This window comes from Mesorhizobium sp. M7A.F.Ca.AU.002.02.1.1, assembly GCF_003998535.1.
GTDB classification, from domain to species: Bacteria; Pseudomonadota; Alphaproteobacteria; order Rhizobiales; family Rhizobiaceae; genus Mesorhizobium; species Mesorhizobium ciceri.
The window spans coordinates 1-25,992 of sequence record NZ_RZPB01000011.1 but is presented as its reverse complement, the minus strand read 5'-3'; the positions used below and the strand labels follow the sequence as shown (position 1 = coordinate 25,992).

Sequence of the window (25,992 nt, the reverse complement as noted above, 5' to 3'; positions counted from 1 at the left end):
GGTCATCGCCGTCGGCAACACGCTCGGCGTCTCCAAGGTGCAGGCGGACCAATTACAGGTCGCGCCAGCCCCCCGCCCCGATAGATCTTGTCGGGATGGGTCAGCATCGGCTTGTTGGCCTCGAATATGACCGTGTTCTTGACGCCTTGGCCCTTGCCGTAGCTTTTCTCGGCGATCTTCCAGAGATTGTCGCCCTTCTTCACGGTGTAAAAGGTGGGCTCCTTGGCCGGGGCGGCGGCCGTGCCAGGTGCTGGCGCGACCTGTAATTCGTCCGCCTGCACCTTGGAGACGCCGAGCGTGTTGCCGACGGCGATGACCGCCTTCTCGAAGATCGACTGGTCCTTGACCACACCCTTCAGCACCGCCGTATCGCCGTTGACGACGACCTCGACGCCATCGGTGCCGAGCTTGTGCGAATCGAGCTCCTTCTTGAGTGTGTCGGCCGTGGGTGCGGCTTCGTCGTCACCGCCGATGCCCAGTTTCTTGCCGACACTCTTGACGAAATCGAACATGCCCATCGTTGGTCTCCATTGCTGTGGTGGGTGATCGCAGCTTGCCATCTGCAACCCAGAATTGGAAGCCACCCGCGCGTTGCAGCTTCGCGGTGCTTAATCGTTCTCCACCCGGCCGCGCAGCTTCTTGATCGTGCCTCGCCCGGCCTTGCTCTTCAGCCGCCGTTCCACGGCACCCTTTGACGGCCGCGTCTTCTTGCGCGGTGGCGGCGGCGGTTCGGCGGCCTTGGCGACCAGTGCCGTCAGCCGTGCCCGCGCATCCGCCCGGTTCTGTTCCTGGGTGCGGAAGCGGCCCGCTTCGATGACAACGACGCCGTCCTTGGTGGCACGCTGGCCGGCAAGCTTGATCGTCCGCTCGCGCACGCGCTCCGACAGACCCGCTGCGTTGGCGGCGTCGAAGCGCAGTTGCACCGCCGTCGCCACCTTGTTGACGTTCTGGCCGCCGGGACCGGACGAGCGGATGAAATCCTCGTGCAGGTCGCCCGGATGGATCACCGCATCGCCTGATATGATGATGTTGTCGTCGCTCGCCATGCCGCAGTCATGGCGCGGCGGATCGAAAAAGAAAAGGCCCGATCGAACCGGGCCTTTCAACGAAGCTGAACCCCGTAGCGCGATTACTCCGCCGCTTCCTGCATGCGCGGCGCCGCACCCAGCACCACGGCATCGACATGGCTTTCGAATTTCTCGAAATTGACGGCGAACATGCCGACCAGCCTTGCCGCCTGCCGGTCATAGCCGGCCTTGTCGGCCCAGGTGGAGCGCGGGTCGAGAATGGCGCTGTCGACGCCTCGAACCGCCACCGGCACCTCGAAACCGAAATGAGGGTCGGTGCGGAACTCGGCCGTCTTGAGCGAGCCGTCGAGTGCGGCGGCAAGCAAGGCCCGCGTCGCCTTGATCGGCATGCGCTTGCCGGTGCCGTAGGCGCCGCCGGTCCAGCCGGTGTTGACCAGCCAGCAATCGGCGCCGTGGCGGGCAATCAGCTCGCGCAGCAGATTGCCGTATTCCGATGGATGGCGCGGCATGAACGGGGCGCCGAAACAGGTCGAAAACGTCGCTTCGGGCTCGGTCACGCCCTTTTCGGTTCCGGCCACCTTGGCGGTGTAGCCGGAGAGGAAATGATACATCGCCTGCGCCGGGGTCAGCCGCGCGATCGGCGGCATCACGCCGAACGCATCGGCGGTCAGCATGATGATGTTCTTCGGATGGTTGGCGCGGCCGGTCTTGCTGGCGTTGGGGATGAAATCCAGCGGGTAGGCGCAGCGTGTGTTTTCGGTCAGCCTTCCGTCGTTGAAATCCGGCACGCCATCAGCGTCGAGCACGACATTTTCCAGCACCGTGCCGAAGCGCTGCGTGGTGGCGAAGATTTCCGGCTCGGCTTCCGCCGACAGCTTGATCGTCTTGGCGTAGCAGCCGCCTTCGAAATTGAAGATGCCGTGGGGTCCCCAGCCATGCTCGTCGTCGCCGATCAGCGTGCGCGAGGGATCGGCCGAGAGTGTCGTCTTGCCGGTGCCCGACAGGCCGAAGAAGATGGCGGCGTCGCCGGCCATACCCTCGTTGGCCGAGCAATGCATCGGCATCACGCCTTTCGCCGGCAGCAGATAGTTGAGCATGGTGAACACCGACTTCTTCATCTCGCCGGCATAGGAGGTGCCGCCGATCAGCACGACCTTGCGCGTGAGATCCACGGCGATCACCGTTTCGGTGCGGCTGCCGTGGCGGGCGGGATCGGCGCGGAAGGACGGCAGGTCGATGATCGTCATGGCAGGCACGAAATGCTCGAGCTCGGCGGCATCGGGACGAATGAGCAGATTGCGGATGAACAGCGAGTGCCAGGCAAATTCGGTGATCACCCTGGTCGGCAGCTTCAGCTCCGCATCGGCGCCGCCGATCAGGTCCTGGACGTATAGATCCTTGTCCCAGGCATGCGTCTGGAAATCGGCGAGCAGCGTGTCGAACTGGGCTTGTGAAATTGCCTTGTTGTTGTCCCACCAGACATGCGGTTCGGTGTCACTGTTGCGGACGACAAACTTGTCCTTGGGCGAGCGGCCGGTATGCTGGCCTGTCTCGGCGACCAACGCGCCATGTGCGGTCAAGCGGGCCTCGCCGCGCCGGATCGAGTCCTCATAAAGAGCAGCCGCACCGAAATTATAGCGCACCACGCCGGTGGTTTTCAGGCCGATATGATCGATCGCGCAGGCGGAATTGCGTTTGCCGACTTCCGACATCGAGTGTCCCTCTTGGATTTGCCGCATCTTTGCCGGCACCTTCCCGGCACGCCCACTACGCGGGCTGAGATGGTCAGAACCAGAAAAGTCAAATGATATCAAATCATTAATCGATTTAAATATTTTGAAAGTTGTTTAAATCGTTTATATGTGCAAAAAGTTTCGCGGTTGCCCAAAGGATTGGCGATGTACGTTCGTCCAATCCATGTCGAGGTAGGATTGTGGCCGCCGGCATGCCGCGCGTGACAGCGGACAAGGCCTATGCCACATTTTGTACCTAATTTGTCCTGCAAAAGCCCCTTCTCTACGACAGAAGGGACAGCTCATGAGGGAGCCGCTTGAAATGGCAACAATCGCGCTTGTCGATGACGACCGCAACATTCTGACATCGGTGTCGATCGCCCTGGAATCCGAGGGGTATCGCGTCGAGACCTACACGGATGGTGCGTCGGCGCTGGAAGGCCTGGCGGCACGCCCGCCGAACCTTGCCATTCTCGACATCAAGATGCCGCGCATGGACGGCATGGAACTGCTGCGCCGGATGCGCCAGAAGTCCGACCTGCCGGTGATCTTCCTGACCTCCAAGGACGACGAGATCGACGAATTGTTCGGTCTCAAGATGGGCGCCGACGATTTCATCCGCAAACCCTTCTCACAGCGCCTGCTGGTCGAGCGCGTGCGCGCCGTGCTGCGCCGCGCCAGTGCCCGCGAGGCTGCAGCCAAGACGCCAAGCCAGCAGGCCCGCTCTCTCGAGCGCGGCCAGCTCGTCATGGACCAGGAGCGCCACACCTGCACCTGGAAAGGCGAGCCGGTGACGCTCACCGTCACCGAGTTCCTGATCCTGCATTCGCTGGCGCAGCGTCCCGGTGTCGTAAAAAGCCGTGATGCGCTGATGGATTCGGCTTATGATGAACAGGTCTATGTCGACGACCGCACCATCGACAGCCACATCAAGCGGCTGCGCAAGAAGTTCAAGGCCGTCGACGACGACTTCGAGATGATCGAAACCCTTTACGGAGTCGGATACCGGTTCCGCGAAGCATAAGTAGCAGGGCCTGCTATTCGATGGCAGTGGAAGCACAGCGAACAAGACCGGCGGGCGCCTCCAGGCGGCCGTCGCGGATCATGCCGTCCTTCGTCTCGAAGATCACGGTGCCGATGCGCCGCTTCCTTGGCCATCACATCTTTTCCAGCCTGACGCGGCGTATCCTGTTCCTCAACCTTGCCGGCCTCGCCGTGCTGGTGACCGGCATCCTCTATCTCAACACCTTCCGCGACGGGCTGATCGACGCCCGCGTCGAAAGCCTGATGACCCAGGGCGAGATCATCGCCGGCGCCATCGCCGCTTCGGCGACGGTCGAGACGGATTCGATCAGCATCGACCCGGAAAAGCTGCTTGAACTGCAGGCCGGCGAAAGCCTTGGGCCGGGCTCGGACCAGCTCGACAATCTCGACTTTCCGATCAACCCGGAGCGTGTCGCACCGGTGCTTAGAAGGCTGATCTCGCCGACCAGGACCCGCGCCCGCATCTATGACCGCGACGCCAATCTGCTGCTCGATTCGCGCCACCTCTATTCGCGTGGCCAGATCCTGCGCTACGACCTGCCGCCGGTCGAGGAAGAAGAGCCCGATCTGGTCGAGCGCATCCAGAAATTCGTCTTCGACTTCTTCCGCAACACCGAGCTGCCGGTCTATCACGAGCAGCCGGGCGGCAATGGCGCCGCTTTCCCGGAAGTGGTCAAGGCGCTCACCGGCAGCCCTTCGACCATCGTGCGCGTCAGCGAGCAGGGCGAGCAGATCGTTTCGGTGGCGGTGCCGATCCAGCGCTTTCGTGCCGTCCTGGGCGTGCTGATGCTGTCGACCGAAGGCGGCGACGATCTTGTCGATGTCGCCGCCGAGCGCAAGGCGATCCTGCGCGTCTTCGGCATCGCGGCCCTTGTCACCGCCATCCTGTCGATGCTGCTCGCCTCGACCATCGCCAATCCGCTGCGCCGGCTGTCGGCGGCGGCGGTGCGAGTGCGGCGCGGCGTCAAGAGCCGTGAGGAGATCCCCGACTTTTCCGACCGCCAGGACGAGATCGGCAATCTGTCGATCGCCATACGCGACATGACCAACGCGCTCTACGCCCGGATCGAGGCGATCGAAAGCTTCGCGGCCGATGTCTCGCACGAGCTGAAAAACCCGCTGACGTCGCTGCGCAGCGCGGTGGAGACCTTGCCGCTGGCCAAGAACGACGATTCGCGCGGCCGGCTGATGGATATCATCCAGCACGATGTCAGGCGGCTGGACCGGCTCATCACCGATATTTCCGACGCATCGCGCCTGGACGCGGAACTCGCGCGTGAAGATGCGGGAACGGTCGATTTGAAGAAATTCATCACCGATCTGGTCGCCGTTTCGCGCGAAGCGACGCGCAACAAGAAGGCGGTCGAGATCGAGTTCAAGGCCGCCAAACTGCCGCAGGGCGTCAAAGGCTATGTCGTCGTCGGCCATGATCTGCGCATCGGCCAGGTCATCACCAATTTGATCGAGAACGCCCGTTCCTTCGTTCCCGAGGATCATGGCCACATCAGCCTGTCGCTGGCGCGTGCCGGCAAGTTCAACATCGTCACCGTCGACGACAATGGCCCCGGCATCCGCGCCGACAACATCGACCGCATCTTCGAACGCTTCTACACGGACCGGCCGGCCGGCGAGGCGTGCGGCCAGAATGCGGGCCTTGGCCTGTCGATATCCAGGCAGATCGTCGAGGCCCAGGGCGGCACGCTCACCGCCGAGAACATCCCCGGCACCAAACCCGGCGAGATCAAGGGCGCGCGTTTTGTGGTGACGTTGCCGGCCGAAGGCTGAGAGCATGAATTCCAACCATGCCTGGTCCAGCCGTGCAGCCTGAAAACATTCACGCGACAATGGTTTTGATCGGCGAGCGCGGCATTCTCATCACCGGAGCCTCCGGCTCGGGCAAGACGGCGCTGGCGCTGGCGCTCATAGATCATTGTCGCCAGCGCGGATCGTTCGCGCGGCTCGTCGGTGACGATCAGCTCTTTGTCGAGGCGCATGCCGGGCGGCTTCTGTGCCGCGCTCCCGCCGCCATAGAAGGCCTCGTCGAGGTGCCTGGGCTCGGCCCCCGGCCTCTGCCATTCGAGCCGGCAGGCCTCGTCGACCTGCATGTCCACCTGGTGCCGGCCGATGAAGCGCCGCGCTTCCAGGAGGATGCCGCTAGCAGCATCGTGGGTTGTCTGGTGCCACAGGTCGATGTGGTCGAACGCAATATCCCGGCGGCCTTACCGGTCGTGATGGCGCGGCTGTCGATCGCGCCTTTTCTATGATCCGCTCCGGGTTTTTTGCTGCAATGCGTCAAAATGGCATGCGCCTGCGCAATTTTGGGCTTGTCAACGGGCCGCGCGTCGACAAGATAGCGCTCCCGCCGCCTGGATTGGCTGGCGAGCATAAAATGCGCCTGTGAAGCGGCGATGACGGGAGCCACCAAAGAATGATCGGACTCGTGCTTGTAACGCACGGTCAACTGGCCACCGAGTTCCGACATGCCGTCGAACATGTCGTCGGGCCACAAGACAATTTCGAAACCGTGGCGATCGGTGCCGACGACGATATGGAGCAGCGTCGGCGCGACATTGTCGACGCGGTTGCCCGTGTCGACACCGGGGCGGGCGTCATCGTGCTGACCGACATGTTCGGCGGCACGCCCTCCAATCTTGCCATCTCGGTGATGGAGTCCGGCCGCACCGAGGTGATCGCCGGCATGAATCTGCCGATGCTGATCAAGCTCTCCTCGATCCGCAAGGGCGACAACATGGCGGCCGCCCTTGATGAGGCCCAGGCCGCCGGTCGCAAATACATCAATGTTGCCAGCCAGCTCCTGAGCAGCAAATGACCGCGCTGTCCCCGGAAAAAGATCAGATAGTCCGGGATTTTCCCATCATCAACCAGCGCGGCCTTCATGCGCGCGCTTCGGCGAAGTTCGTCCAGCTGGCCAGCGGCTTCGATGCCTCGGTGCATGTCGAGAAGGATGGCGTCAAGGTTGGCGGCACCTCGATCATGGGCCTGATGATGCTGGCGGCAAGCCCCGGCTATTCGATCCGCGTCACCGCCAGCGGGCCGGAGGCCCAGCAGGTCATCGACGCCCTGGAGCAACTGGTGGCGTCCCGCTTCGGCGAGGAATGCTGATCTGGTAGAGCGCGATATGCGTCCGAGAGACATGCAGGGATAAAGATTTCTTTATATCCCATTGTCGTCCTTGCTCCGATCTGCTAGTCAGGCCGGCAATTCGCGCCCTTGGACGCGCCGACCGGCGCGGGCGTGTCCGCAACAAATTCGCAAGCACAACATTCGCATCGGAGTACTGCCATGACGGGTAGCAAGGACTATGTGGTCGCCGACATCTCGCTTGCCGGCTGGGGCCGCAAGGAACTCGAGATCGCCGAAACCGAAATGCCGGGCCTGATGGCCTGCCGTGAGGAATTCGGCCCCAAGCAGCCGCTCAAGGGTGCGCGCATCACCGGCTCGCTGCACATGACCATCCAGACGGCGGTGCTGATCGAGACGCTGAAGGCGCTTGGCGCCGATATCCGCTGGGCCTCCTGCAACATCTTCTCGACCCAGGACCATGCGGCCGCGGCCATCGCCGAGGCCGGCATCCCGGTGTTTGCCGTCAAGGGCGAGTCGCTGGAGGAGTATTGGGACTACACCGACAAGATCTTCCAGTGGGCCGATGGCGGCCTCTCCAACATGATCCTCGATGATGGCGGCGACGCCACCATGTACATCCTGATCGGCGCCCGCGCCGAGGCCGGCGAGGACGTGCTGTCCAACCCGCAGAGCGAGGAAGAGGAATATTTCTACGCCCAGGTCAAGAAGCGCCTGAAGGCTTCGCCCGGCTTCTTCACCAAGCAGAAGGCGGCGATCCGCGGCGTCACCGAAGAGACGACCACCGGCGTCAACCGCCTCTACCAGCTGCAGAAGAAGGGCCTGCTGCCCTTCCCCGCAATCAACGTCAACGACTCGGTCACCAAGTCGAAGTTCGACAACAAGTATGGCTGCAAGGAATCGCTGGTCGACGGCATCCGCCGCGGCACCGACACGATGATGGCCGGCAAGGTCGCTGTCGTGTGCGGTTATGGCGACGTCGGCAAGGGCTCGTCGGCCTCGCTCAAGGGCGCCGGTGCCCGCGTCAAGGTCACCGAGGTCGATCCGATCTGCGCCCTGCAGGCTGCGATGGACGGTTTTGAAGTCGTCACGCTGGAAGATGCAGCCCCCACCGCCGACATCGTCATCACCACCACCGGCAACAAGGATGTCGTCACCCTCGACCATATGCGCTCGATGAAGGACATGGTCATCGTCGGCAACATCGGCCACTTCGACAATGAGATCCAGGTCGCCGCGCTGCGCAATTTGAAATGGACCAACGTCAAGCCGCAGGTCGATATGATCACCTTCGCGGACGGCAAGCGGATGATCCTTTTGTCGGAAGGACGGCTGCTCAATCTCGGCAACGCCACCGGCCACCCGAGCTTCGTCATGTCGGCATCCTTCACCAACCAGGTGCTGGCGCAGATCGAGCTCTACACCAAGCCCGGCCAGTACGAGAACCAGGTCTATGTCCTGCCCAAGCATCTCGACGAAAAGGTCGCCCGCCTGCATCTCGACAAGCTCGGCGCCCGCCTGACCGAACTGTCGGGTGAACAGGCCGCCTATATCGGCGTCACGCCGCAGGGTCCGTTCAAGCCGGAACACTACCGCTATTAACCAAAGCTAAAATTACTACCAGATATTGAGGCCGGGCGATTGACTTTTCGCCCGGCCTTATTTTTGCGCGCCATCAGCCTTCACGCCGATTCGGCGAGGGGTTATTGTCAGGTGATTCGGCGATGCTTCCAGCCCGAGAGGGTCAAGAGAGGCACGCATCAGGGCGGTCTTGCATTCAGGCGGCGGAGAGGACCAAGACATGCCGGGGCAACACCCGCACAGAGCGGGACGGGCCGTTTCCGGCGGCCATGACGATTCGGGGATTGCTGGCTCCGCCCTGGAAGGGGGGAGCCTGTCCTGGCGCGCCCGCGCGTCGACATTCCTTGCCACCTCCGCGCTCGCGGGGCCCTTGGCCGGCGCCGCCGCGCATGCCGAGACCGCTGTTGCCAGCGTCGCCGGACTGTCGGTGAGTGCCATTGATGTCATGCAGCTTGCAGTGTTCGTCGGCGTGACGGGTGCCGCACTGATATCGGCCATCGTTCTCATCCGCGAAAGAGCCCGCACCTCGGCGGAGAATGTCGAACTCAGGAGCCGCCTCGCCGACATCAACGCGGCGCTCCGCCGTTCCGAGGCGCTGCTCAATCTGCGCGACCAGCGCGTCGTCGTCTGGGCTGCGGAAAACAAGAAGCCCGAGCTCATCGGCACATTGCCCGTCGAAAGCGGCGCTCCCGAGGATAGGGCCGCTTTTCTTGCTTTCGGCCGCTGGCTGATGCCGCGTTCGGCGGCGGCACTCGAACATGCCGTCGCGGGATTGCGCGAAAAGGCCAAACCCTTCGACCTGGTCATCGAATCGCAGGCCGGTGCGCCGCTCGAAGTGCATGGCCGCAAGAGTGCCGCGCATGTGCTCGTGCGTTTCCTCTCGCTCTCGGAGACGCAGCGCAGCCAGGCCAGACTGAAGATCGAGAACCAGCGGCTGGCCGCCGACCACGACACGATGATCGGCCTGCTCGACGCGCTGAACATGCCGGCGTGGCTCCGCGGCGAGGATGGCGGGCTGAAGTGGGTCAACCGCGCCTATGCCGATGCCGTCGAAGCCGAAAATGCCGAAGCCGCGGTTCGGGAGAAGAAAGAGTTCCTCGGCGGCCAGGCGCGCGATGCGATTGCCGCCCAGCACAGGACGCATCCGGTTTTCGAGCAGTCGCTGTCCACCGTGATCGAAGGCGACCGCCGTGTGTTCGCGGTCACCGATTTCGCCGGCAGCGATGGCTCGGCCGGCCTTGCCTGCGACACCAGTGCCATCGAAGCCGTTCGCGGCGAATACGAACGGACGGTGCGAAGCCACGCCGACACGCTCGACCAGCTCAACACGGCGGTCGCCATTTTCGACACCGACGAGAAGCTGCGGTTCTTCAACCAGGCCTTCCAGAAGCTTTGGGGCCTGGAGGCAGGCTTCCTGCACAGCGCTCCAGACAATGCCTTGCTGCTCGACCGGCTGCGCAGCGAAGGCAAGATCGCCGAACAGCCTGAATGGCGCCGCTGGAAGGAAGGCCTGCTCGGTGCCTATCGCGCTGTGGAATCCCAGGAACATTGGTGGCATCTGCCGGATGGCAAGACCATCCGCGTCGTCGCCAATCCGCAGCCCAAGGGCGGCGTCACCTGGGTGTTCGAGAACCTGACCGAGAAGATGGACCTCGAGAGCCGCTACCAGACAGCGGTGCGGGTCCAGGGCGAGACGCTCGACAATCTTGCCGAAGGCGTAGCGGTGTTCGGACCCGACGGCAGGCTCCGGCTGTCGAATCCTGCCTTTGCCACGCTCTGGGGATTGAGCGGCGAAGCGGCCAAGCCCAGCGTCCATGTTTCCACCATCCGCGACCTTTGCGACCGGCAGGCGGCGGACAGCCCCTGGCCCGGCTTTGTTGCCGCCGTCACCGGCTTCGACGACGAGCGCCGCGACCGCCACGGACAGACCGAGCTCAACAACGGCAACGTGTTGAGTTACGCCATGATCCCGCTGCCCAACGGGCAGGTGATGATGACCTTCGTCGACGTCACCGACAGCGTCCATGTCGAGCGGGCGCTGAAGGACAAGAACGAGGCGCTGCAAAAATCCGACCAGCTCAAGAACGAATTCGTCCAGCATGTTTCCTATGAACTGCGCTCGCCGCTGACCAACATCATCGGCTTCACCGAACTCCTGTCACAGCCCACGACCGGTCCGCTGACGCAGAAGCAGCGGGAATATGTCGAGCATGTCAGCTCCTCCTCCGCGGTCCTGCTCACCATCGTCAACGACATACTCGACCTGGCGACGGTGGACGCCGGCATCATGCAGCTCGATATTTCCGAGGTGCAGGTCGATCGCACCATCGCCGCTGCGGCCGAACTGGTGGCCGACCGGCTGGAAGAGCATTCGATCAGGCTCGAGGTTGAAGCAGCCTCGGCGCCGAAGACGTTTCACGGCGATGAGGTCCGCGTCCGCCAGATCCTCTACAATCTGCTCAGCAACGCCGCCAATTACGCCCCGGAAGCCAGCACCATCCGGCTCACTTGCCGCCATCTGGCGGACGGGGTGGAATTCTCGGTCCATGACGACGGTCCCGGTATGCCGCCCGATGTGCTCGATTCGGTGTTCCGCCGTTTCGAGCCGCGCGCCAATGGCGGCCGCCGGCGCGGCGCCGGCCTCGGCCTGTCGATCGTCAAGAGCTTCGTCGAGCTGCATGGCGGCAGCGTTCGCATCGAAACCGGCAAGGACAAGGGCACGACCGTCATCTGCACCTTTCCAGACATGCCGGGCATCCGTGCCGCGGCCGAGTAGCGCGTTCGATGACCGGACTGGTGCTGGAGCGATTACTCGCCGACGAGACCCAGACAGCGCGGCTGGGCGAAGATCTGGCGCTGTCGCTGCGCCCAGGCGACGTGCTTGCCCTGAAGGGCGATCTGGGCGCCGGCAAGTCGACGCTGGCGCGGGCCTTGATCAGGACCTTGGCCGACGATGCCGGCCTCGACGTTCCGAGCCCGACCTTCACGCTGGTGCAGAGCTACGACACCCGCATTCCGGTGCATCATTTCGATCTCTACCGCCTGTCCTCGGCCGACGAGATCGATGAGCTTGGTTTCGACGAAGCCTTGGCGCAAGGTGCTGCTTTGGTCGAATGGCCGGAGCGGGCGGAAGCCCATCTGCCGAAAACCACGGTCCTGATCGAGCTCGTCCAGCATGGCAACGGCCGGCTGGCACGATTGTCGGGGCAGGGACCTGCCTTCGATCGGGCCGCAAGGTCGCTGGCCATGCGCGACTTTCTCGTGAGCGCCGGCTGGGCGCAAGCGCAGCGCCGCCATTTCATTGGCGATGCTTCTGCCCGCTCTTACGAGATCGTTTCGCTGCCGGGCCAAAAGCCGCAAGTGCTGATGAACTCGCCACGGCTGGTGCTCGGCCCGCCGGTCCGCGACGGCAAGCCCTATGCCGAGATCGCCCACACCGCCCAGTCGGTTTCCGCTTTCGTCGCCATCGACCGCGCCTTAAGGGCAGGCGGCGTCAGCGTTCCGGAAATCCATGCCGAGGACCAGGAGCAGGGATTCCTGCTACTCGAGCATCTTGGCTCGGAAGGGTTCCTCGGCAGCGATGGCCAGCCGCTGCCCGAGCGCTGCGCGGCGGCGGCCGAGCTGCTGGCCATGATGCATGGCAGGACCTGGCCGCAGCGCCTGGAAACAGGGCATGGCGGCTTCCACGATGTCCCGCCTTTCGACCGCGAGGCCATGATGATCGAGGCCGATCTGCTGGTCGACTGGTACGTGCCGGCAATAACGGGCAGCCCGGCAAGCGGTGCCTTGCGCGCCGGCTACCACAAGCAATGGGGCGCGCTCCTCGACCGGCTGCACGGCCGCGAATATACGCTGATGCTGCGCGACTTCCATTCGCCCAACATCATCTGGCGCGGCGACCGTTCAGGGCATGATCGGCTGGGCATCGTCGATTTCCAGGATGCGCTGATCGGCCCGTCCGCCTATGACGTCGCCTCGCTGGCCATGGACGCGCGTGTTACGATGTCGCCCGAGATCGAGAGAAAGACGCTGGATGCCTATGTCGCGGCGCGCCACGCAGCCGGTGCTTTCGACGAGGCAAGCTTCCTGGAATCCTACGCCATCATGGCGGCGCAACGAAATTCCAAGATCCTCGGCATCTTCGTCCGCCTCGAAAAGCGCGACGGCAAGCCCTATTATCTAAAACACCTGCCGCGCATTCGCGATTATCTGCGCCGGGCCTTGTCTCATCCGGCGCTGGCAAGCCTGCGCGAGTTCTACGACGCCCACGGTTTGCTGGAGGAGCGAGCGCTGTGACAGCAGGACCGGACACCGCCATCGTACTTGCCGCCGGCCTTGGCAAACGCATGCGGCCGATTACCGACACCATTCCCAAGCCGCTGGTCAGGATTGCCGGCAAGACGTTGCTCGACTGGAGCCTCGACAGCCTGGCTGCCGCCGGTGTCGCGAAGGCCGTGGTCAACGTCCACTATTTTCCCGAACAGATCCTCGCCCATGTCGCCGCGCGCCGCGCGCCAAAAATCGTCATTTCCGATGAGAGCGAACAACTGCTCGATTCCGCCGGCGGCATCGTCAAGGCGCTGCCGGAACTGGGCGAGCGACCCTTCTACATCCTCAATGCCGACACCTTCTGGATCGATGACGGTCCTCTCAATCTCCAGCGCCTCGCCCTTGCATGGGACGCGGCGAAAATGGATATTCTGCTGATGCTGGCGGATCTCCAACAGGCGACCGGACACTGCGGCAGCACCGATTTCCTGGTGGCGCCGGATGGCGGCTTGCGGCGTTCAAAGGGGGATCCGGCGGGGCTGATCTATGCCGGCGCGGCGATCGTCGATCCGCGCCTGTTCAAGGGCGCACCGGCCGGGCCGCACTCGCTCAACGCCTATTTCGATTCCGCCATCGCCGCAGGGCGCCTGTTCGGCATGCCCATGCATGGCCACTGGATCACCGTCGGCACGCCCGATGCCGTACCGCTCGCGGAAGCGGCGGTCGCCGGTGCGCTCATCGAGTCGCAATGAGCGGCTCCAGCCGCGTTTTCTCGATCCCGCCCGGAGCGCCGTTTCTGCCGACGCTTGCCGAGGCGCTGCTTGCCGGCCGTCTTGTTCCGGGGTTTCGATTCGACGGCGACCCGCTCGCTTTGGCCGATGCCACCATCTATGTGCCGACACGCCGTGCCGCGCGTGCCTTGCGGGGTGTCTTCGTCGACAGCCTGGCGGCACGCGGCGGCGGCGGCTCGGCGATCCTGCCGGTCATCCGGCCACTCGGCGAATTCGACGAGGATGAGGCTGCGTTCGAGACCGAGGCAGCGGCGGCCATCGATCTGGCGCCGCCGATTTCGGCAACCGAACGCCTGTTGCTGCTGACGCCGCTGGTGCGCGCCTGGAAACGCCGGCTGCCGGCGCATGTCGCCGCCCTTTTCGCCGAGGAGATCGTCATCCCGGCTTCCACCGCCGACGCGATCTGGCTGGCGCGCGATCTCGCCCGGCTGATGGACGAGATCGAGACGGAAGGCACCGACTGGGCCAAGCTCACCGATCTGGTGACCGGCAATCTTGCCGGATGGTGGCAGGTGACGCTCGAATTCCTCGGCATCGTCACCGAAGCCTGGCCGAAATTCCTCGCGGAAAGCGACCGCTCCAATCCGGCCGCGCATCGCAGCGCGCTGATCCGCGCCGAGGCGGCGCGGCTGCAGCGCAATCCGCCCGCCGGCCCGGTCATCGCCGCAGGCTCGACCGGCTCGATACCAGCGACGGCCGAATTGCTTGCCGCGATCGCGCGCCTGCCCGGCGGCGCCATCGTGCTGCCGGGTCTCGACCGGACGCTGGACGAAGCGTCGTTCCAGGCGATTGCCGCGCCTGGCGCGCGTCCAGCCGTACTCGGCCACCCGCAATATGGCTTGGCCAGGCTGATCGGCAAGATCGGCGTATTGCGCGGCGACGTCGAGGAGATTGGCGTGGCCGAACCGCGACGTGCGCTTCGCGCTGCCCTTGTCGGCGAAGCGCTGCGGCCGGCCGAAACCACCGAACTCTGGGCCGAGACACGTGCCGGTTTCCCGGCGTCCGACATTGCCGGCGCCTTCGCCGAGGTGACCTTGCTCGAAGCCGCCAGCGAACGTGATGAGGCCGTCGCCATCGCCGTCGCGCTCAAGCGCGCGGTCGAACAGCCCGGCCAAAGGGCGGCTCTCGTCACCGGCGACCGCGCGCTGGCGCGGCGCGTCTCGATCGAGCTCCAGCGCTTCGGCGTCGTTGCCGACGATTCCGGTGGCACACCGCTCGCCAACACTCCGGCGGCCAGCCTGCTCAGGCTGGCGCTCGAGGCACTGTTCCGGCCAGGCGATCCGGTTGGCCTGCTGTCGCTGCTCAAGCATCCGCTGCTCGGCCTCGGCCTCGAACGGGCCGATGTGCGCCACGCGGCGGAGCTGATCGAACTGGTGGCGTTGCGCGGCGGCACAGGCCGCCCCGACATCGTTTCGCTACCGGAACTGTTCGAAGCCCGCCTCACCGGCTTGGGCGGCGGCAGCCGGCAGCCCTTCTGGTTTTCCCGGCTGACCGTGCGCTCTATCGAAACTGCGCGGAATTTGCTCGAACGTCTCAAGCAGGCGCTGGCGCCGCTCGCAGCCTTCCGAGGCCGGGATGACGCCGACCTTGCCGCGCTTGTCAGGGCCAGTGTCGTGACACTCGAAAATCTCGGCCGCATCGCCGACGGCGGCCTTGGCGAACTCTATGCCGGTGACGCCGGCGAGAAGCTTGCCGAACTGCTGCGCGGGCTGGTCGCGGCTTCGGCTTCGCTGTCCTTCGCGGCGACCGAGTGGCCCGACATCATGGCGGCGCTGATCGCGCCTGAAACGGTCAAGCCGGCACAAGGCACCGACCGGAACATCGCCATCTGGGGCGCGCTGGAAGCCCGGTTGCAGACGGTCGACACGCTGGTCATCGGCGGGCTCAACGAGGGCGTATGGCCGCGCAAGCCAGAGAGCGACCGCTTCATGTCGCGGCTGATGAAGACCGGCATCGACCTCGAACCGCCCGAGCGGCGTATCGGCCTTGCCGCGCATGATTTCCAGATGGCCATGGGCGCCGGGAAGGTGGTGCTGTCCCGCTCGGCACGTGCCGGCGATGCACCCGCCGTGCCGTCGCGCTGGCTTCAGCGGCTGCTGACCTTCATCGGCAGCGACCAGGCAGCGGAGCTGCGCCGGCGTGGCGACGAGCTGCTCGCCTGGGCGCGCGCGCTGGATGCCGGCCCAAGGCAGGATTTCGCGCCACGGCCGCAGCCGAAGCCGCCGCTGTCGGTGCGCCCGACGCATTTCTCGGTCACCGAGATCGAGACCCTGCGCCGTGACCCCTACGCCGTCTATGCAAGACGCATCCTCGGCCTGATGCCGCTCGATCCGGTTATTCGCGACCCTGGTGCGGCCGAGCGCGGCACGCTGTTTCACGCCATCCTGCACCTGTTCTCAGGCAGCGTCGCCGATCCGCGCGCTCCCGATGCGCTTGCCGGCCTCATCGCCGCCGGCCGCGCCTGCTTTGCCGAAGCCGCCCTTCCGGCCGACGTCGAGGCGGTGTGGTGGCCGCGCTTCGAGAAACTCGCCGCCAACATCATCGAGTGGGAGCGCACGCGCGCTGATGCTGTGACAAGGCGCCATGCCGAGGAGCGCGCCGGAAAGACCGTTGTCGGCCAGTCCGGCGTGACGCTGTCCGGCTACGCCGACCGCGTCGACCTTCTGGCCGGCGGCATGGCCGACATACTGGACTACAAGACCGGCTCCTCGCCGTCCAAGGCGCAGGCGCACACACTGCTTGCGCCGCAACTGGCGCTCGAGGGCGCGCTGCTCAGGCGCGGCGCCTTCAAGGATTTGGGCGTGCGTGAGCCCTCTCAACTGGCTTTCATCAGGCTGAAGCCGAATGGCGAGGTGTTCGAGGAATCCATCCTCGAACACAACCGCCAGCCGCGGACCGCGACCGATCTTGCCGAAGAGGCCTGGGCACGGCTGGAAAAGCTATTGATCCACTATGCGGACCCTGCGACCGGGTATCTGTCGCGCGCGCTGCCGTTCCGCGAAGGCGAGACGGATGGCGACTACGACCATCTTGCCCGCGTGCTCGAATGGTCGGCAGGCGGCGATGCCGGCGACGAGGGAGGGGAGGCATGAAGAAGGCCTATCCCATTCCCAGCGACACCGCGACCAGCCAGGCCCGCGCCGCCGACCCCGGCAATTCCGCCTGGGTGTCGGCCAATGCCGGCTCCGGCAAGACCCATGTGCTGGCGCAGCGCGTAATCCGGCTGCTGCTGCGCGGCACCGATCCGTCGAAGATCCTGTGCCTGACCTATACGCGCGCCGCCGCCGCCAACATGTCGAACCGGGTCTTTTCGACACTGTCGGAGTGGACGACGCTTGGTGACGTGGATCTGGCGGCAAAGGTCGAGGCGCTGGAGGGGCGCCGGCCCGATCTCGAGACCATGCGCCGGGCGCGGCGCCTGTTCGCCGAGGCGCTGGAAACGCCCGGCGGGCTGAAGATCCAGACCATTCACGCCTTCTGCGAATCGGTGCTGCACCAGTTCCCGCTGGAGGCCAACATCCCGGCCCATTTCGAGATGCTCGACGGCCAGATGGAGGCATCGCTGTTTGCCGCGGCGCGCCGCGAGATGATTTCGGGCACGTCCGCCGGTGACAGGGATCTGGCCGAGGCTTTTGCCTCCATTCTCGATCGGGGCGGCGAAGCCGGGCTCGACGCCTTGCTGGGTGAGATTGTGCGCAAGCGCGACGGCTTGCGCCATTTCATCGAGGCGGTCGGGCGCGATGGCACGCATTTCCAGGCCCTGTTCGACGAATTCCATTTCCATCCAGGCCAGACGGCCGAGGGCATAGCCGCTTCGGTATGGCCGTTGCCGGGCTTCCTGCCCGACTATTTTGCCGGCTTCGCCCACGCCGCCGAGGCCACCGACGCCAGATCGGTACTGAACAACATCCTGCCCTATGCGCGGCAGGCTTTTGCCGAGGGCGATCCCATTCGCCGCCTGCAACTGCTCGCGCGAGCCTTCCTCAAGACCGATGGCGACGCTTACGACCCGGCAAAGGCCTTCAAGAAGGCCCTGGTCGACCGGTTGCCGGATCTGGCGGAGCGTTATCTCTCGGCCGCCAACGCCATAGTCGAAACCACCGATCGGCTGGCCCTGTTCCGGATGCTTGAAGGCACGGCTGCCGCGCTGACCATCGCCGACTGGCTGATCGCCCGCTACGAAATGCTCAAGCGCAGCCGCGGCTTCCTCGATTTCAACGACCTGATCACCCGCACCGTCAACCTGCTGGCGCGGCCGGACGCCGGCCCCTGGGTGCAGTACAAGCTCGACCAGGGCATCGACCACATCCTGCTCGACGAGGCGCAGGACACCAGTCCGGACCAATGGGAAGTGGTGAAACGGCTGGCGGAGGAATTCTTTGCCGGCTTTGGCGCACGCGACAGGGTCCATCGCACGGTGTTCGCCGTCGGCGACGAGAAGCAGTCGATCTATTCGTTCCAGGGTGCGGCCCCGGACTCCTTCGCCGACAGCCGGCTGTTGTTTGCCGGACGAGTGCGTGACGCCGAGGCGTCCTTCGCCGACCTCAAGCTGACCTGGTCGTTCCGCTCGACCGACGATGTTCTGACCGCGGTCGACCGCGTCTTCGCCGATCCAGCCGTGCGGCGCGGCATCAGTCATGATCCCGATCCGCTTCGCCACCAGGCGATCCGCACCGACGCGCCGGGCTATGTCGAGGTGTGGCCGTCGGTCGGCGCCGATGTTGTCGATGAGCCCGACGACTGGACGCAAGCCATCGACCATGCCCACGCGCCGGCGGTGCGCGTGGCCGAGAACGTCGCCGCCACCATCGCCGGCTGGATCGGCAGTGGCGAAATCATCGAAGGCCGCGGCAAGCGGCTGCGGCCGGGCGATGTGCTGGTGCTGGTGCGCAAGCGCGATCGCTTCGTCCATGCCCTGACCCGCGCACTCAAACGCCGCGACATTCCGGTTGCCGGCGCCGACCGGTTGAGCCTGCCCGGGCACATCGCGGTCAAGGACCTGATCGCGCTCGGTCACCTCCTCATCCAGCCGCAGGACGATTTGTCGCTTGCCGCCGTGTTGCGCAGCCCGATCTTCGATCTGCCGGAAGAGGCGCTTTTCACGCTCGCCGCGCAGAGGCCGGCCGGCCTGTCATTGATCGCATCGCTGCGACAGCACGCCGGCGAAAGCGAGAGACTGGCGAAGATCGTCGCCCAGGTCGACATCTGGACGAACGAAGCCGCGTTTAAGCCAGTGTTCGAATTCTACGCCGCCCTGCTGGCGCGCGATGGCGTGCGCCGCAAGATGATCGCGCGGCTCGGGCCCGAAGCTGGCGATATTCTCGACGAGTTCCTCAGCTTCTGCCTTGCCGAGGAGCGAACCGGCCTGCCGGGGCTGGAAGCCTTCCTGTCGACACTGGAAAACGCCGGTCCCGAGATCAAGCGCGAGATGGACCAGACCCGCGACGAGGTCCGGGTCATGACCGTGCACGCCGCCAAGGGCTTGGAAGCGCCCGTCGTGTTCCTGGTCGATGGCGGTTCCGCGCCGTTCAGCGACCAGCATTTGCCGCGCCTGATGCCCTTCGATGGCTCCGGCGCGAACTGGGACGGCAAGGGCTATCTCTGGCGCTCGGCCAGCGAGGTCGCCAACGGTTTTTCGAAAGCGGCGGCCTCAAGGGCACGGGAACTCGCCGACGACGAATACCGCCGGCTGCTCTATGTCGGCATGACCCGTGCCGAGGACCGGCTGATCGTCTGCGGCTATCATGGCAAGCGGGCGCCGAACGCCGGCACCTGGCACTCGATCGTCAGCCGCGCGCTGATCGGCGCGTCGGAGAGCGAGCAGCGTGCGCATCCCGCCGGCGGCGAGCCGGTGCACCGTTTCCATGTCACCAAGCTGCCCCCCGTCGCGCCAAGTTCCGCCGATCAGCTACGGCAGGCCGACGCTTTCGCGCCTTTGCCGGCGACGCTGTTCCGGCCCTTGCTGCCCTTCGAGGATCTGCCGCGTCCGTTGTCGCCATCGGGCGCCTCGGCGCTGATCGACGAAGGCAAGCAAGCCGTTGTCGACAAGGCGTCGCCGGTGCTCGACGCCGACGCCGAGCCCGGCTTTGCCGTGCTGCGTGGGCTCGCCCTCCACAAACTGCTGCAGATGCTGCCCGGTATTGCCGAGCCCGAACGTGCGGGAGCGGCAGAACGCTATCTCTTGCGAACCGGTGCGGACTGGCCGCCATCAGAGCGTGAAAAGGCCCTGGCGTCGGTCACATCGATCCTTGCCGATCCCGGCTTCGGTCAGCTGTTTGCGCCATCGTCGCGTGCCGAGGTTGCGATCATGGGCAGCCTGGAGGTCAAGGGCAAGAAGCGCTCGATTTCCGGCAAGATCGACCGGCTGGCGGTAACGCCGGACACGGTATCGATTGTCGACTACAAGACCAACCGGCCGGCGCCCGCCAGTCTGGCCGAGGTGCCGCCGGCCTATGTCCTGCAGTTGGCGCTCTACCGCGCGCTGTTGCAGCCGCTCTATCCCGGCCGCACGGTCAAGGCGGCCTTGCTGTTCACCGAGGCGCCGCGGCTGATCGAACTGCCTGCCAGCGCCTTGGACGACGCCCTTGCTCGACTCACGGGAGCGTGACACAACACCTGCTTGAAGAAGGGCGCGATCACCACCACATTTGGTGGGACAAAAACTTTCAAAAGGATTTTTCCATATGGCAACCGTGAAGGTCGACAAGAGCAACTTCCAGGCTGACGTGCTTGACGCCAACGTACCGGTCGTCGTCGATTTCTGGGCGGAATGGTGCGGTCCCTGCAAGATGATTGCGCCGGCGCTCGAAGATATCGCCACCGAACTTGGCGCCAAGGTCAAGATCGCCAAGCTCAACATCGACGAGAATCCGGAGCTTGCCGCCCAGTTCGGCGTGCGCTCGATCCCGACGCTGATGATCTTCAAGGGCGGCGAAATGGCCGACATGAAGGTCGGTGCCGCGCCGAAGACCGCGCTGTCGCACTGGATCAATGGCAACCTCGCCTGACCCATCTGAAATTCCTGATATCAAGCCCGGCCTCGCGCCGGGCTTTTTGTTGGCGTCATCGGTGCGTGGCTCTGGCCCTCGCGTCCGGGCACTCCATGTCATCTGCTCGAGGCAGACAGGAGAACCCCATGACCGGATCCGCCAAGGCCACCGTCTTCATCGACAACGAGCGTGTCATCGTCACCGAATACCGCTTCGCGCCGGGCGAGAACACCGGCTGGCATCGCCACGGCCACGACTATGTCGTCGTGCCGCTGATGGACGGCAAGGTGAAGCTGTTGACCAAGGACGGCGAATCCTTTGCCGAGATGAAGAAGGGCGCGCCCTATTTCCGCAAGGAGGGCGTAGAGCACGACGTCATCAACGCCAATGAAGGCGAATACGCCTTTATCGAGATAGAGCTGAAGTAACGTCGCCTATCAATGCGCTGGAAATCCACCGCGTGATGGCACGCCATCAACTGCCACCTTGATGGCAGCAGTGGATCGGCCTATATCCGTTCTAAAAGGGAGTTCGAAATGGCCGAACCACAACTCTCAGTCCGAAGCGCAAAAGCACGCGACCTGGCTCATAGACTTGCTCGTCGTGAAAATCGTTCGATAGCCGATGTGGTCGAACGTGCGCTCGAATCCTACGAAATTCGTGAAGCTGGCCGTGAACCTGCTTCCACCTTCTATGCCAGCTTGACTGCAAACCATGGCGCCGACATCGATCTGGAAAAGATCATTCGCGAAGGCCGCCAGGTTCATTCGGGACTTGAGCTTTGATTTTCGTCGATACCAACGTGATTTCGGAGAGTCTGAAGAAGGCGCCGGACCAAGCTGTCCTGGCATGGCTTGTCCGCAATGACGCTGAACTGGCCCTTCCCACAGTGACGATTGCTGAAATCGCCTTCGGCATCCAAAAAATACGGCCTGATGAGCGTGCCGATCGGCTGGAGCAGGGACTTTCCCGGTGGCGCCATCGATTTGCCGGCCGGATTTTTGGACTGACTGAAGATGCTGCCTTGGCTTACGGCGAGATCATGGGTGCCGCGACACGCCAAGGTGCCGGCATGTCAGCCCCCGATGGCATGATTGCGGCGATAGCGCGCGTGAACGGTGGCCGGCTGGCAACGCGCAATCTCAGCGACTTTGGCACCACCAGCCTTGATCTGATCTCACCGTGGGATTTCTGAAGGTCGAAAGCCAAGGTTCGGCCTCAGCCGCCGCAGCCACCCAAGGCATGAATAGTCGCCTGCTTCAGGTCGGCGGGGTGCCGTTCTCGGCCAGCACCGCTCCGGTCAGATACAACGAACCGCTGATCAGGATGCGTGGCGACGGGCCGTCCCAGGTGTCGCGCAGCAGCATCAGCGCGCTGGCGACGGAACTCACCGGCTCGGCGGTCAGCCCGGCTTCCGTTGCGCGGATCGCCAGTTCGTCGTTCGGCACGCCGGCCTCGCTGAGGCTCACCGGCACCGTGTAGACATGCCGGGCGAGGCCCTTGAAGGCACGGAAATAGCCGCTCTGGTCCTTGGTGTTGATCATGCCCGAGATGAGGAACAGCGGACGCGGGTTCTTCTCTTCCTGCTCGGCCAGCGCTTCGGCAACCACCACGCCGGCACCGGGATTGTGGCCGCCGTCGAGCCAGATATCGGCGCCCTTGGGTGCCAGTTCGGCCAGCCGGCCCTGCACGAGCTTCTGCATGCGGCCGGGCCAGGCGACATTGATCATCGCCTTTTCGGCGGCGCGATGGCTGATCTCGAAACCGGCCGCTTTGACCGCGGCGATCGCCGCCGCCGCATTGGCGAACTGGTGGCGGCCGGGCAGCCTGGGCGGCGGCAGGTCCATCAAGCCGTCTTCGTCCTGGTAGACCATGCGGCCGTTTTCCTCGAAGGCAAGGAAGTCCTGGCCGTAGACGAAGGTGGGGCATTCAAGCCGCTCGGCGGTTTCGATCAGCACCTGCAGAGCCGTCTCGCTTTCCTGCGCGCCGATGACCACCGGACAGCCGGGCTTGATGATGCCGGCCTTTTCGGCTGCGATCAGTTCGACACGGTCGCCGAGATAGGCCTCGTGGTCGAGCGACACCGGCATGATCACCGACACGGCCGGCTCCTTGATGACATTGGTCGCGTCGAAGCGGCCGCCGAGCCCGACTTCGATGATCGCAGCGTCGGCCTGGTGTTCGGAAAACAACAGGAAGGTGACGGCGGTGAGGATCTCGAAGACGGTGATCTTCTCGCCTTCATTGGCCCTGGCGGCACGGGCAATGGCATCGGCGAAAACCCTGTCCTCGACCAGCCTGCCGCCGCCATCGGCGGCCAGCCGGTAACGCTCATGCCAGTTGACCAGATGCGGCGAGGTGTGGACATGGACGCGGTAGTCCGCAGCCTCGAGCAGGGCGCGTGAAAAGGCTGCGCACGAACCTTTGCCGTTGGTGCCGGCGATGTGGATGACCGGGGGCAGCCGGTCCTGCGGATTGTCAAGCCGCTCCAGCAGCCGCGAAATGCGGTCGAGCGAAAGGTCGAAGCCTTTCGGATGAAGCGCCATCAGGGCTTCGATTTCGCGGTCGGCGGCAAGCGTCGTCATGGTGGAATCCTAGCGCATGAGCCTGAAAACCAGAATCGGTTTCGGATGGCCATGGCAATCAAAGGCTACAGCGCGCCGAAGCCCTCGTGCAATCGCGGTCGCGGCGCTTCGTGTCGCTTCAGGCTTGCGGCCGAGCTTCCGCGGCAACCACCGCCGGCGGCAGGATTTCCGGCTCCAGCGTTTTTTGCTCTTCCGGCAGCTTGAGCAGCATCTTGAGCAGGCGCGCGATCGTTTCACGCATTTCCAGCCTGGATACGACCATGTCGACCATGCCGTGCTCCATCAGATATTCGGAGCGCTGGAAGCCATCGGGCAGTTTCTCGCGGATCGTCTGTTCGATGACGCGCGGTCCGGCAAAGCCGATCAGCGCGCCGGGCTCGGCGATGTGCACGTCGCCCAGCATGGCGTAGGAGGCGGTCACGCCGCCCGTGGTCGGGTTGGTCAAAACGACGATGTAGGGCAGGCCGGCTTCCTTCAGCCGGTCGACACCGACCGTTGTCCGAGGCAATTGCATCAGGGACAAAATACCTTCCTGCATGCGGGCGCCGCCGGAAGCAGCAAACAGGATCAGCGGCCGCTTGCGCTGCAGGGCCACTTCGAAACCGTGCACGATGGCGTCGCCGGCGGCCATGCCGAGCGAACCGCCCATGAAGGCGAAGTCCTGCACCGTGACCACAACCGGAAGACCCTCGACGGTGCCCAGCGCATTGATGATCGCGTCCTCAAGGCCGGTCTTGGCCTTGGCGTCCTTCAACCGGTCGACATAGCGCTTCTCGTCGCGGAATTTCAGCGGATCCTGCATGACCTTGGGGTTGTCCAGGGTCTCGTATTTGCCGCCATCGAAGAAGAATTTCAGCCGCTCCTTGGCCGAGATCTTCATGTGATGACCGGACGAGGGAATGACGAACTGGTTCGATTCCAGGTCCTTGTGGAACACCATCTCGCCGGTCTCCGGATCCTTGATCCAGAGATTCTCGGGCATGTCGGTGCGCCGGCCGAGCATCGAATTGATCTTCGGGCGAACGTAATTGGTGATCCAGTTCATCGCTTCGGCTCCTGTCCTGACGAAGAGTTGCTAATGCATGTCGCCCAAAAGTGGGAACCGGTTCTGGGATAACGGCATGCACAAGACCTGACGTAGGGAAACTATTCGGCAGCAGCAAGGCGGGCCGAGCGCACGCCTTGCGCTAGGCCGCTGACCAGCGTGGCGACGGCCTCGGCCGGATCGGCGGTCTTCTCGCCCTTCGGCCCCAGCACATTGGCCACCGCATTGACGATCGCGGTGCCGACGACGACGCCGTCGGCATTGGCGCCGATCACCCGGGCCTGCTCGGCGGTCTTGACGCCGAAGCCGACGCAGACCGGCAGGTCGGTGTGGCCCTTGATGCGCTTGACCGCCGCCGCCACCTTGCCGGTGTCGGCCAGTGCCGAGCCGGTGATGCCGGTCATCGACACGTAATAGACGAAGCCCGACGTGTTCTGCAGCACCTTGGGCAGGCGTTTGTCGTCGGTGGTCGGCGTCGCCAGCCGGATGAAGTTGATGCCGGCTTTCAATGCCGGAATGCACAGTTCCTCATCCATCTCCGGGGGCAGGTCGACGACGATCAGCCCGTCGATGCCGCTGGCGATCGCGTCCTTGAGGAAGCGGTCGACGCCATAGATGTAGATCGGATTGTAGTAGCCCATCAGCACGATCGGCGTTTCATTGTCGCCAGCGCGGAAGTCGGCCGCCATCTTCAGCGTCTTGGCCAGCGTCTGGCCGCCTTTCAGCGCCCGCAAGCCCGCCGCCTGGACCGCCGGGCCGTCGGCCATCGGATCGGAGAACGGCATGCCGAGCTCGATAATATCGGAACCTGCGCCCGGCAACGCCTTCATGATCGACAAAGAGGTATCGTAGTCGGGGTCGCCGCCCATGAAATAGGTGACGAGCGCCGGGCGGCCTTCGGTCCTGAGCTTCGCCATGCGGCGGTCGATGCGGGTGGCCATGATCAGATCTCCATGCCCAGCATGCTGGCCACCGTGTGCACGTCCTTGTCGCCACGGCCGGACAGGTTGACGATGACGATCTGATCCTTGTCCATGGCAGGCACGATCTTCACCGCATGCGCGATGGCGTGCGCCGATTCCAGCGCCGGGATGATGCCTTCGACGCGCGTCGTCAGCTTGAAAGCCTCCAGCGCCTCGTCATCGAGGATCGGCACGTATTCGACCCGGCCTGAATCGCGCAGCCAGGAATGCTCCGGCCCAACGCCGGGATAGTCGAGGCCGGCCGAGATCGAATGGCCGTCCATGATCTGGCCGTCGGAATTCTGCAGGAGATAGGTGCGGTTGCCATGCAGCACGCCCGGCGCGCCGGCATTCATCGAGGCGCAATGCTCGATGCCGTCGAGACCGCGACCGCCGGCTTCGATGCCGATGATGCGGACCTCCTTGTCGTCGAGGAAGGGATGGAACAGGCCGATGGCGTTCGAACCACCGCCGACAGCGGCGATGATGGTGTCGGGCAGCCGGCCTTCCTGCTCGAGGATCTGTGCCCGCGCCTCGATGCCGATCACCGACTGGAAGTCGCGCACCAGCTCCGGATAGGGATGCGGGCCGGCGGCGGTGCCGATCAGGTAATAGGTGTCCTCGACATTGGTGACCCAGTCGCGCAACGCCTCGTTCATGGCGTCCTTCAGCGTGCCGTGGCCGGCGGTCACCGGGCGCACTTCGGCGCCGAGCAGCTTCATGCGGAAGACGTTCGGGCTTTGCCGGGCAACGTCTGTGGCGCCCATGTAGACGACGCAGGGAAAGCCGAAGCGGGCCGCAACCGTGGCCGAGGCCACGCCGTGCTGGCCGGCGCCGGTCTCGGCGATGATGCGCTTCTTGCC

22 protein-coding genes are annotated in these 25,992 nt (G+C 64.5%); 15 read left to right on the top strand and 7 right to left on the bottom strand.

Features of this window, described 5'->3' with window-relative positions; all coding sequences use genetic code 11:
* Positions 1-2: 2 nt before the first annotated feature.
* From lysM to EN879_RS01830, 3 genes are all read right to left on the bottom strand, one after another.
* Entirely contained in the window at positions 3-518 is a 516-nt protein-coding gene (lysM, locus tag EN879_RS01840; protein WP_245493783.1) for a peptidoglycan-binding protein LysM, read from the bottom strand.
* A gap of 90 nt (positions 519-608) precedes the next feature.
* Positions 609-1,046: an alternative ribosome rescue aminoacyl-tRNA hydrolase ArfB gene (gene arfB, locus EN879_RS01835; protein ID WP_063170436.1), complete on the bottom strand. Its 438-nt coding sequence runs from the start codon at positions 1,044-1,046 to the stop codon at positions 609-611.
* A gap of 83 nt (positions 1,047-1,129) precedes the next feature.
* A complete protein-coding gene (locus EN879_RS01830; protein ID WP_063169782.1) occupies positions 1,130-2,740 on the bottom strand; it encodes a phosphoenolpyruvate carboxykinase in 1,611 nt (536 codons plus the stop codon).
* A 343-nt stretch (positions 2,741-3,083) separates the two neighbouring features.
* Between EN879_RS01830 and EN879_RS01825 the strand changes: the two genes are divergently transcribed.
* The 15 genes from EN879_RS01825 to EN879_RS01750 all read left to right on the top strand — a co-directional run bounded on the left by EN879_RS01825 (position 3,084) and on the right by EN879_RS01750 (position 21,732).
* Entirely contained in the window at positions 3,084-3,785 is a 702-nt protein-coding gene (locus EN879_RS01825; protein WP_013528337.1) for a response regulator transcription factor, read from the top strand.
* A gap of 20 nt (positions 3,786-3,805) precedes the next feature.
* Entirely contained in the window at positions 3,806-5,590 is a 1,785-nt protein-coding gene (locus EN879_RS01820) for a sensor histidine kinase (RefSeq protein WP_127273929.1), read from the top strand.
* A 17-nt stretch (positions 5,591-5,607) separates the two neighbouring features.
* Complete coding sequence (locus EN879_RS01815) at positions 5,608-6,069, top strand: hypothetical protein (protein WP_013528335.1); 462 nt, start codon at positions 5,608-5,610, stop codon at positions 6,067-6,069.
* A gap of 164 nt (positions 6,070-6,233) precedes the next feature.
* The gene (locus EN879_RS01805; RefSeq protein WP_010912939.1) at positions 6,234-6,635 is read left to right on the top strand and encodes a PTS sugar transporter subunit IIA; all 402 of its coding nucleotides are present in this window, start codon (positions 6,234-6,236) and stop codon (positions 6,633-6,635) included.
* Positions 6,632-6,928 (top strand): HPr family phosphocarrier protein, encoded by a 297-nt coding sequence (locus EN879_RS01800; protein WP_013528333.1) that lies wholly within the window; start codon positions 6,632-6,634, stop codon positions 6,926-6,928. Before EN879_RS01805 ends, EN879_RS01800 begins: the two co-directional genes overlap by 4 nt.
* 180 nt (positions 6,929-7,108) lie before the next feature.
* The gene (gene ahcY / locus EN879_RS01795) at positions 7,109-8,509 is read left to right on the top strand and encodes an adenosylhomocysteinase (protein ID WP_013528332.1); all 1,401 of its coding nucleotides are present in this window, start codon (positions 7,109-7,111) and stop codon (positions 8,507-8,509) included.
* A gap of 199 nt (positions 8,510-8,708) precedes the next feature.
* Positions 8,709-11,264 (top strand): PAS domain-containing sensor histidine kinase, encoded by a 2,556-nt coding sequence (locus tag EN879_RS01790; RefSeq protein ID WP_013528331.1) that lies wholly within the window; start codon positions 8,709-8,711, stop codon positions 11,262-11,264.
* An 8-nt stretch (positions 11,265-11,272) separates the two neighbouring features.
* Positions 11,273-12,784, top strand: coding sequence for a bifunctional tRNA (adenosine(37)-N6)-threonylcarbamoyltransferase complex ATPase subunit type 1 TsaE/phosphotransferase (locus EN879_RS01785; protein WP_013528330.1), 1,512 nt, complete (start codon positions 11,273-11,275; stop codon positions 12,782-12,784).
* Entirely contained in the window at positions 12,781-13,509 is a 729-nt protein-coding gene (locus tag EN879_RS01780; RefSeq protein ID WP_013528329.1) for a nucleotidyltransferase family protein, read from the top strand. The genes EN879_RS01785 and EN879_RS01780 overlap by 4 nt, the downstream gene beginning before the upstream one ends.
* Entirely contained in the window at positions 13,506-16,640 is a 3,135-nt protein-coding gene (gene addB, locus EN879_RS01775; RefSeq protein ID WP_013528328.1) for a double-strand break repair protein AddB, read from the top strand. The genes EN879_RS01780 and addB overlap by 4 nt, the downstream gene beginning before the upstream one ends.
* On the top strand, positions 16,637-20,155 hold the full coding sequence (gene addA / locus EN879_RS01770; RefSeq protein ID WP_063169783.1) for a double-strand break repair helicase AddA: 3,519 nt from the start codon (positions 16,637-16,639) through the stop codon (positions 20,153-20,155). Before addB ends, addA begins: the two co-directional genes overlap by 4 nt.
* Before the next feature lie 76 nt (positions 20,156-20,231).
* Positions 20,232-20,555, top strand: a complete 324-nt coding sequence (trxA, locus tag EN879_RS01765; protein ID WP_013528326.1) for a thioredoxin — start codon at positions 20,232-20,234, stop codon at positions 20,553-20,555.
* Between the two features lie 128 nt (positions 20,556-20,683).
* Positions 20,684-20,965 (top strand): cupin domain-containing protein, encoded by a 282-nt coding sequence (locus tag EN879_RS01760; protein WP_013528325.1) that lies wholly within the window; start codon positions 20,684-20,686, stop codon positions 20,963-20,965.
* Positions 20,966-21,073: 108 nt separating this feature from the next.
* Positions 21,074-21,322 (top strand): type II toxin-antitoxin system VapB family antitoxin, encoded by a 249-nt coding sequence (locus EN879_RS01755; RefSeq protein WP_013528324.1) that lies wholly within the window; start codon positions 21,074-21,076, stop codon positions 21,320-21,322.
* Entirely contained in the window at positions 21,319-21,732 is a 414-nt protein-coding gene (locus tag EN879_RS01750; protein WP_063169784.1) for a type II toxin-antitoxin system VapC family toxin, read from the top strand. The genes EN879_RS01755 and EN879_RS01750 overlap by 4 nt, the downstream gene beginning before the upstream one ends.
* A 64-nt stretch (positions 21,733-21,796) precedes the next feature.
* Here EN879_RS01750 and EN879_RS01745 read toward each other — a convergent pair whose 3' ends face one another.
* The 4 genes from EN879_RS01745 to trpB all read right to left on the bottom strand — a co-directional run.
* The gene (locus EN879_RS01745; RefSeq protein WP_063169785.1) at positions 21,797-23,122 is read right to left on the bottom strand and encodes a folylpolyglutamate synthase/dihydrofolate synthase family protein; all 1,326 of its coding nucleotides are present in this window, start codon (positions 23,120-23,122) and stop codon (positions 21,797-21,799) included.
* Positions 23,123-23,240: 118 nt separating this feature from the next.
* A complete protein-coding gene (gene accD / locus EN879_RS01740; protein ID WP_013528321.1) occupies positions 23,241-24,167 on the bottom strand; it encodes an acetyl-CoA carboxylase, carboxyltransferase subunit beta in 927 nt (308 codons plus the stop codon).
* 101 nt (positions 24,168-24,268) lie between these two features.
* Positions 24,269-25,108 carry a tryptophan synthase subunit alpha gene (gene trpA / locus EN879_RS01735; RefSeq protein WP_127273928.1) on the bottom strand — a complete coding sequence of 280 codons (840 nt, stop codon included), beginning with the start codon at positions 25,106-25,108 and terminating at the stop codon, positions 24,269-24,271.
* Between the two features lie 2 nt (positions 25,109-25,110).
* The coding region (gene trpB / locus EN879_RS01730; protein WP_127273927.1) for a tryptophan synthase subunit beta at positions 25,111-25,992 on the bottom strand (882 nt) is incomplete at its 5' end.

What these genes read in the sequence shown, in the direction of transcription:
- lysM (WP_245493783.1), bottom strand. Translation starts at nt 518, where the DNA reads ATGGGCATGTTCGATTTCGTCAAGAGTGTCGGCAAGAAACTGGGCATC.
- arfB (WP_063170436.1), bottom strand. Translation starts at nt 1,046, where the DNA reads ATGGCGAGCGACGACAACATCATCATATCAGGCGATGCGGTGATCCAT.
- EN879_RS01830 (WP_063169782.1), bottom strand. Translation starts at nt 2,740, where the DNA reads ATGTCGGAAGTCGGCAAACGCAATTCCGCCTGCGCGATCGATCATATC.
- EN879_RS01825 (WP_013528337.1), top strand. Translation starts at nt 3,084, where the DNA reads ATGGCAACAATCGCGCTTGTCGATGACGACCGCAACATTCTGACATCG.
- EN879_RS01820 (WP_127273929.1), top strand. Translation starts at nt 3,806, where the DNA reads ATGGCAGTGGAAGCACAGCGAACAAGACCGGCGGGCGCCTCCAGGCGG.
- EN879_RS01815 (WP_013528335.1), top strand. Translation starts at nt 5,608, where the DNA reads ATGCCTGGTCCAGCCGTGCAGCCTGAAAACATTCACGCGACAATGGTT.
- EN879_RS01805 (WP_010912939.1), top strand. Translation starts at nt 6,234, where the DNA reads ATGATCGGACTCGTGCTTGTAACGCACGGTCAACTGGCCACCGAGTTC.
- EN879_RS01800 (WP_013528333.1), top strand. Translation starts at nt 6,632, where the DNA reads ATGACCGCGCTGTCCCCGGAAAAAGATCAGATAGTCCGGGATTTTCCC.
- ahcY (WP_013528332.1), top strand. Translation starts at nt 7,109, where the DNA reads ATGACGGGTAGCAAGGACTATGTGGTCGCCGACATCTCGCTTGCCGGC.
- EN879_RS01790 (WP_013528331.1), top strand. Translation starts at nt 8,709, where the DNA reads ATGCCGGGGCAACACCCGCACAGAGCGGGACGGGCCGTTTCCGGCGGC.
- EN879_RS01785 (WP_013528330.1), top strand. Translation starts at nt 11,273, where the DNA reads ATGACCGGACTGGTGCTGGAGCGATTACTCGCCGACGAGACCCAGACA.
- addB (WP_013528328.1), top strand. Translation starts at nt 13,506, where the DNA reads ATGAGCGGCTCCAGCCGCGTTTTCTCGATCCCGCCCGGAGCGCCGTTT.
- addA (WP_063169783.1), top strand. Translation starts at nt 16,637, where the DNA reads ATGAAGAAGGCCTATCCCATTCCCAGCGACACCGCGACCAGCCAGGCC.
- trxA (WP_013528326.1), top strand. Translation starts at nt 20,232, where the DNA reads ATGGCAACCGTGAAGGTCGACAAGAGCAACTTCCAGGCTGACGTGCTT.
- EN879_RS01760 (WP_013528325.1), top strand. Translation starts at nt 20,684, where the DNA reads ATGACCGGATCCGCCAAGGCCACCGTCTTCATCGACAACGAGCGTGTC.
- EN879_RS01755 (WP_013528324.1), top strand. Translation starts at nt 21,074, where the DNA reads ATGGCCGAACCACAACTCTCAGTCCGAAGCGCAAAAGCACGCGACCTG.
- EN879_RS01745 (WP_063169785.1), bottom strand. Translation starts at nt 23,122, where the DNA reads ATGACGACGCTTGCCGCCGACCGCGAAATCGAAGCCCTGATGGCGCTT.
- accD (WP_013528321.1), bottom strand. Translation starts at nt 24,167, where the DNA reads ATGAACTGGATCACCAATTACGTTCGCCCGAAGATCAATTCGATGCTC.
- trpA (WP_127273928.1), bottom strand. Translation starts at nt 25,108, where the DNA reads ATGGCCACCCGCATCGACCGCCGCATGGCGAAGCTCAGGACCGAAGGC.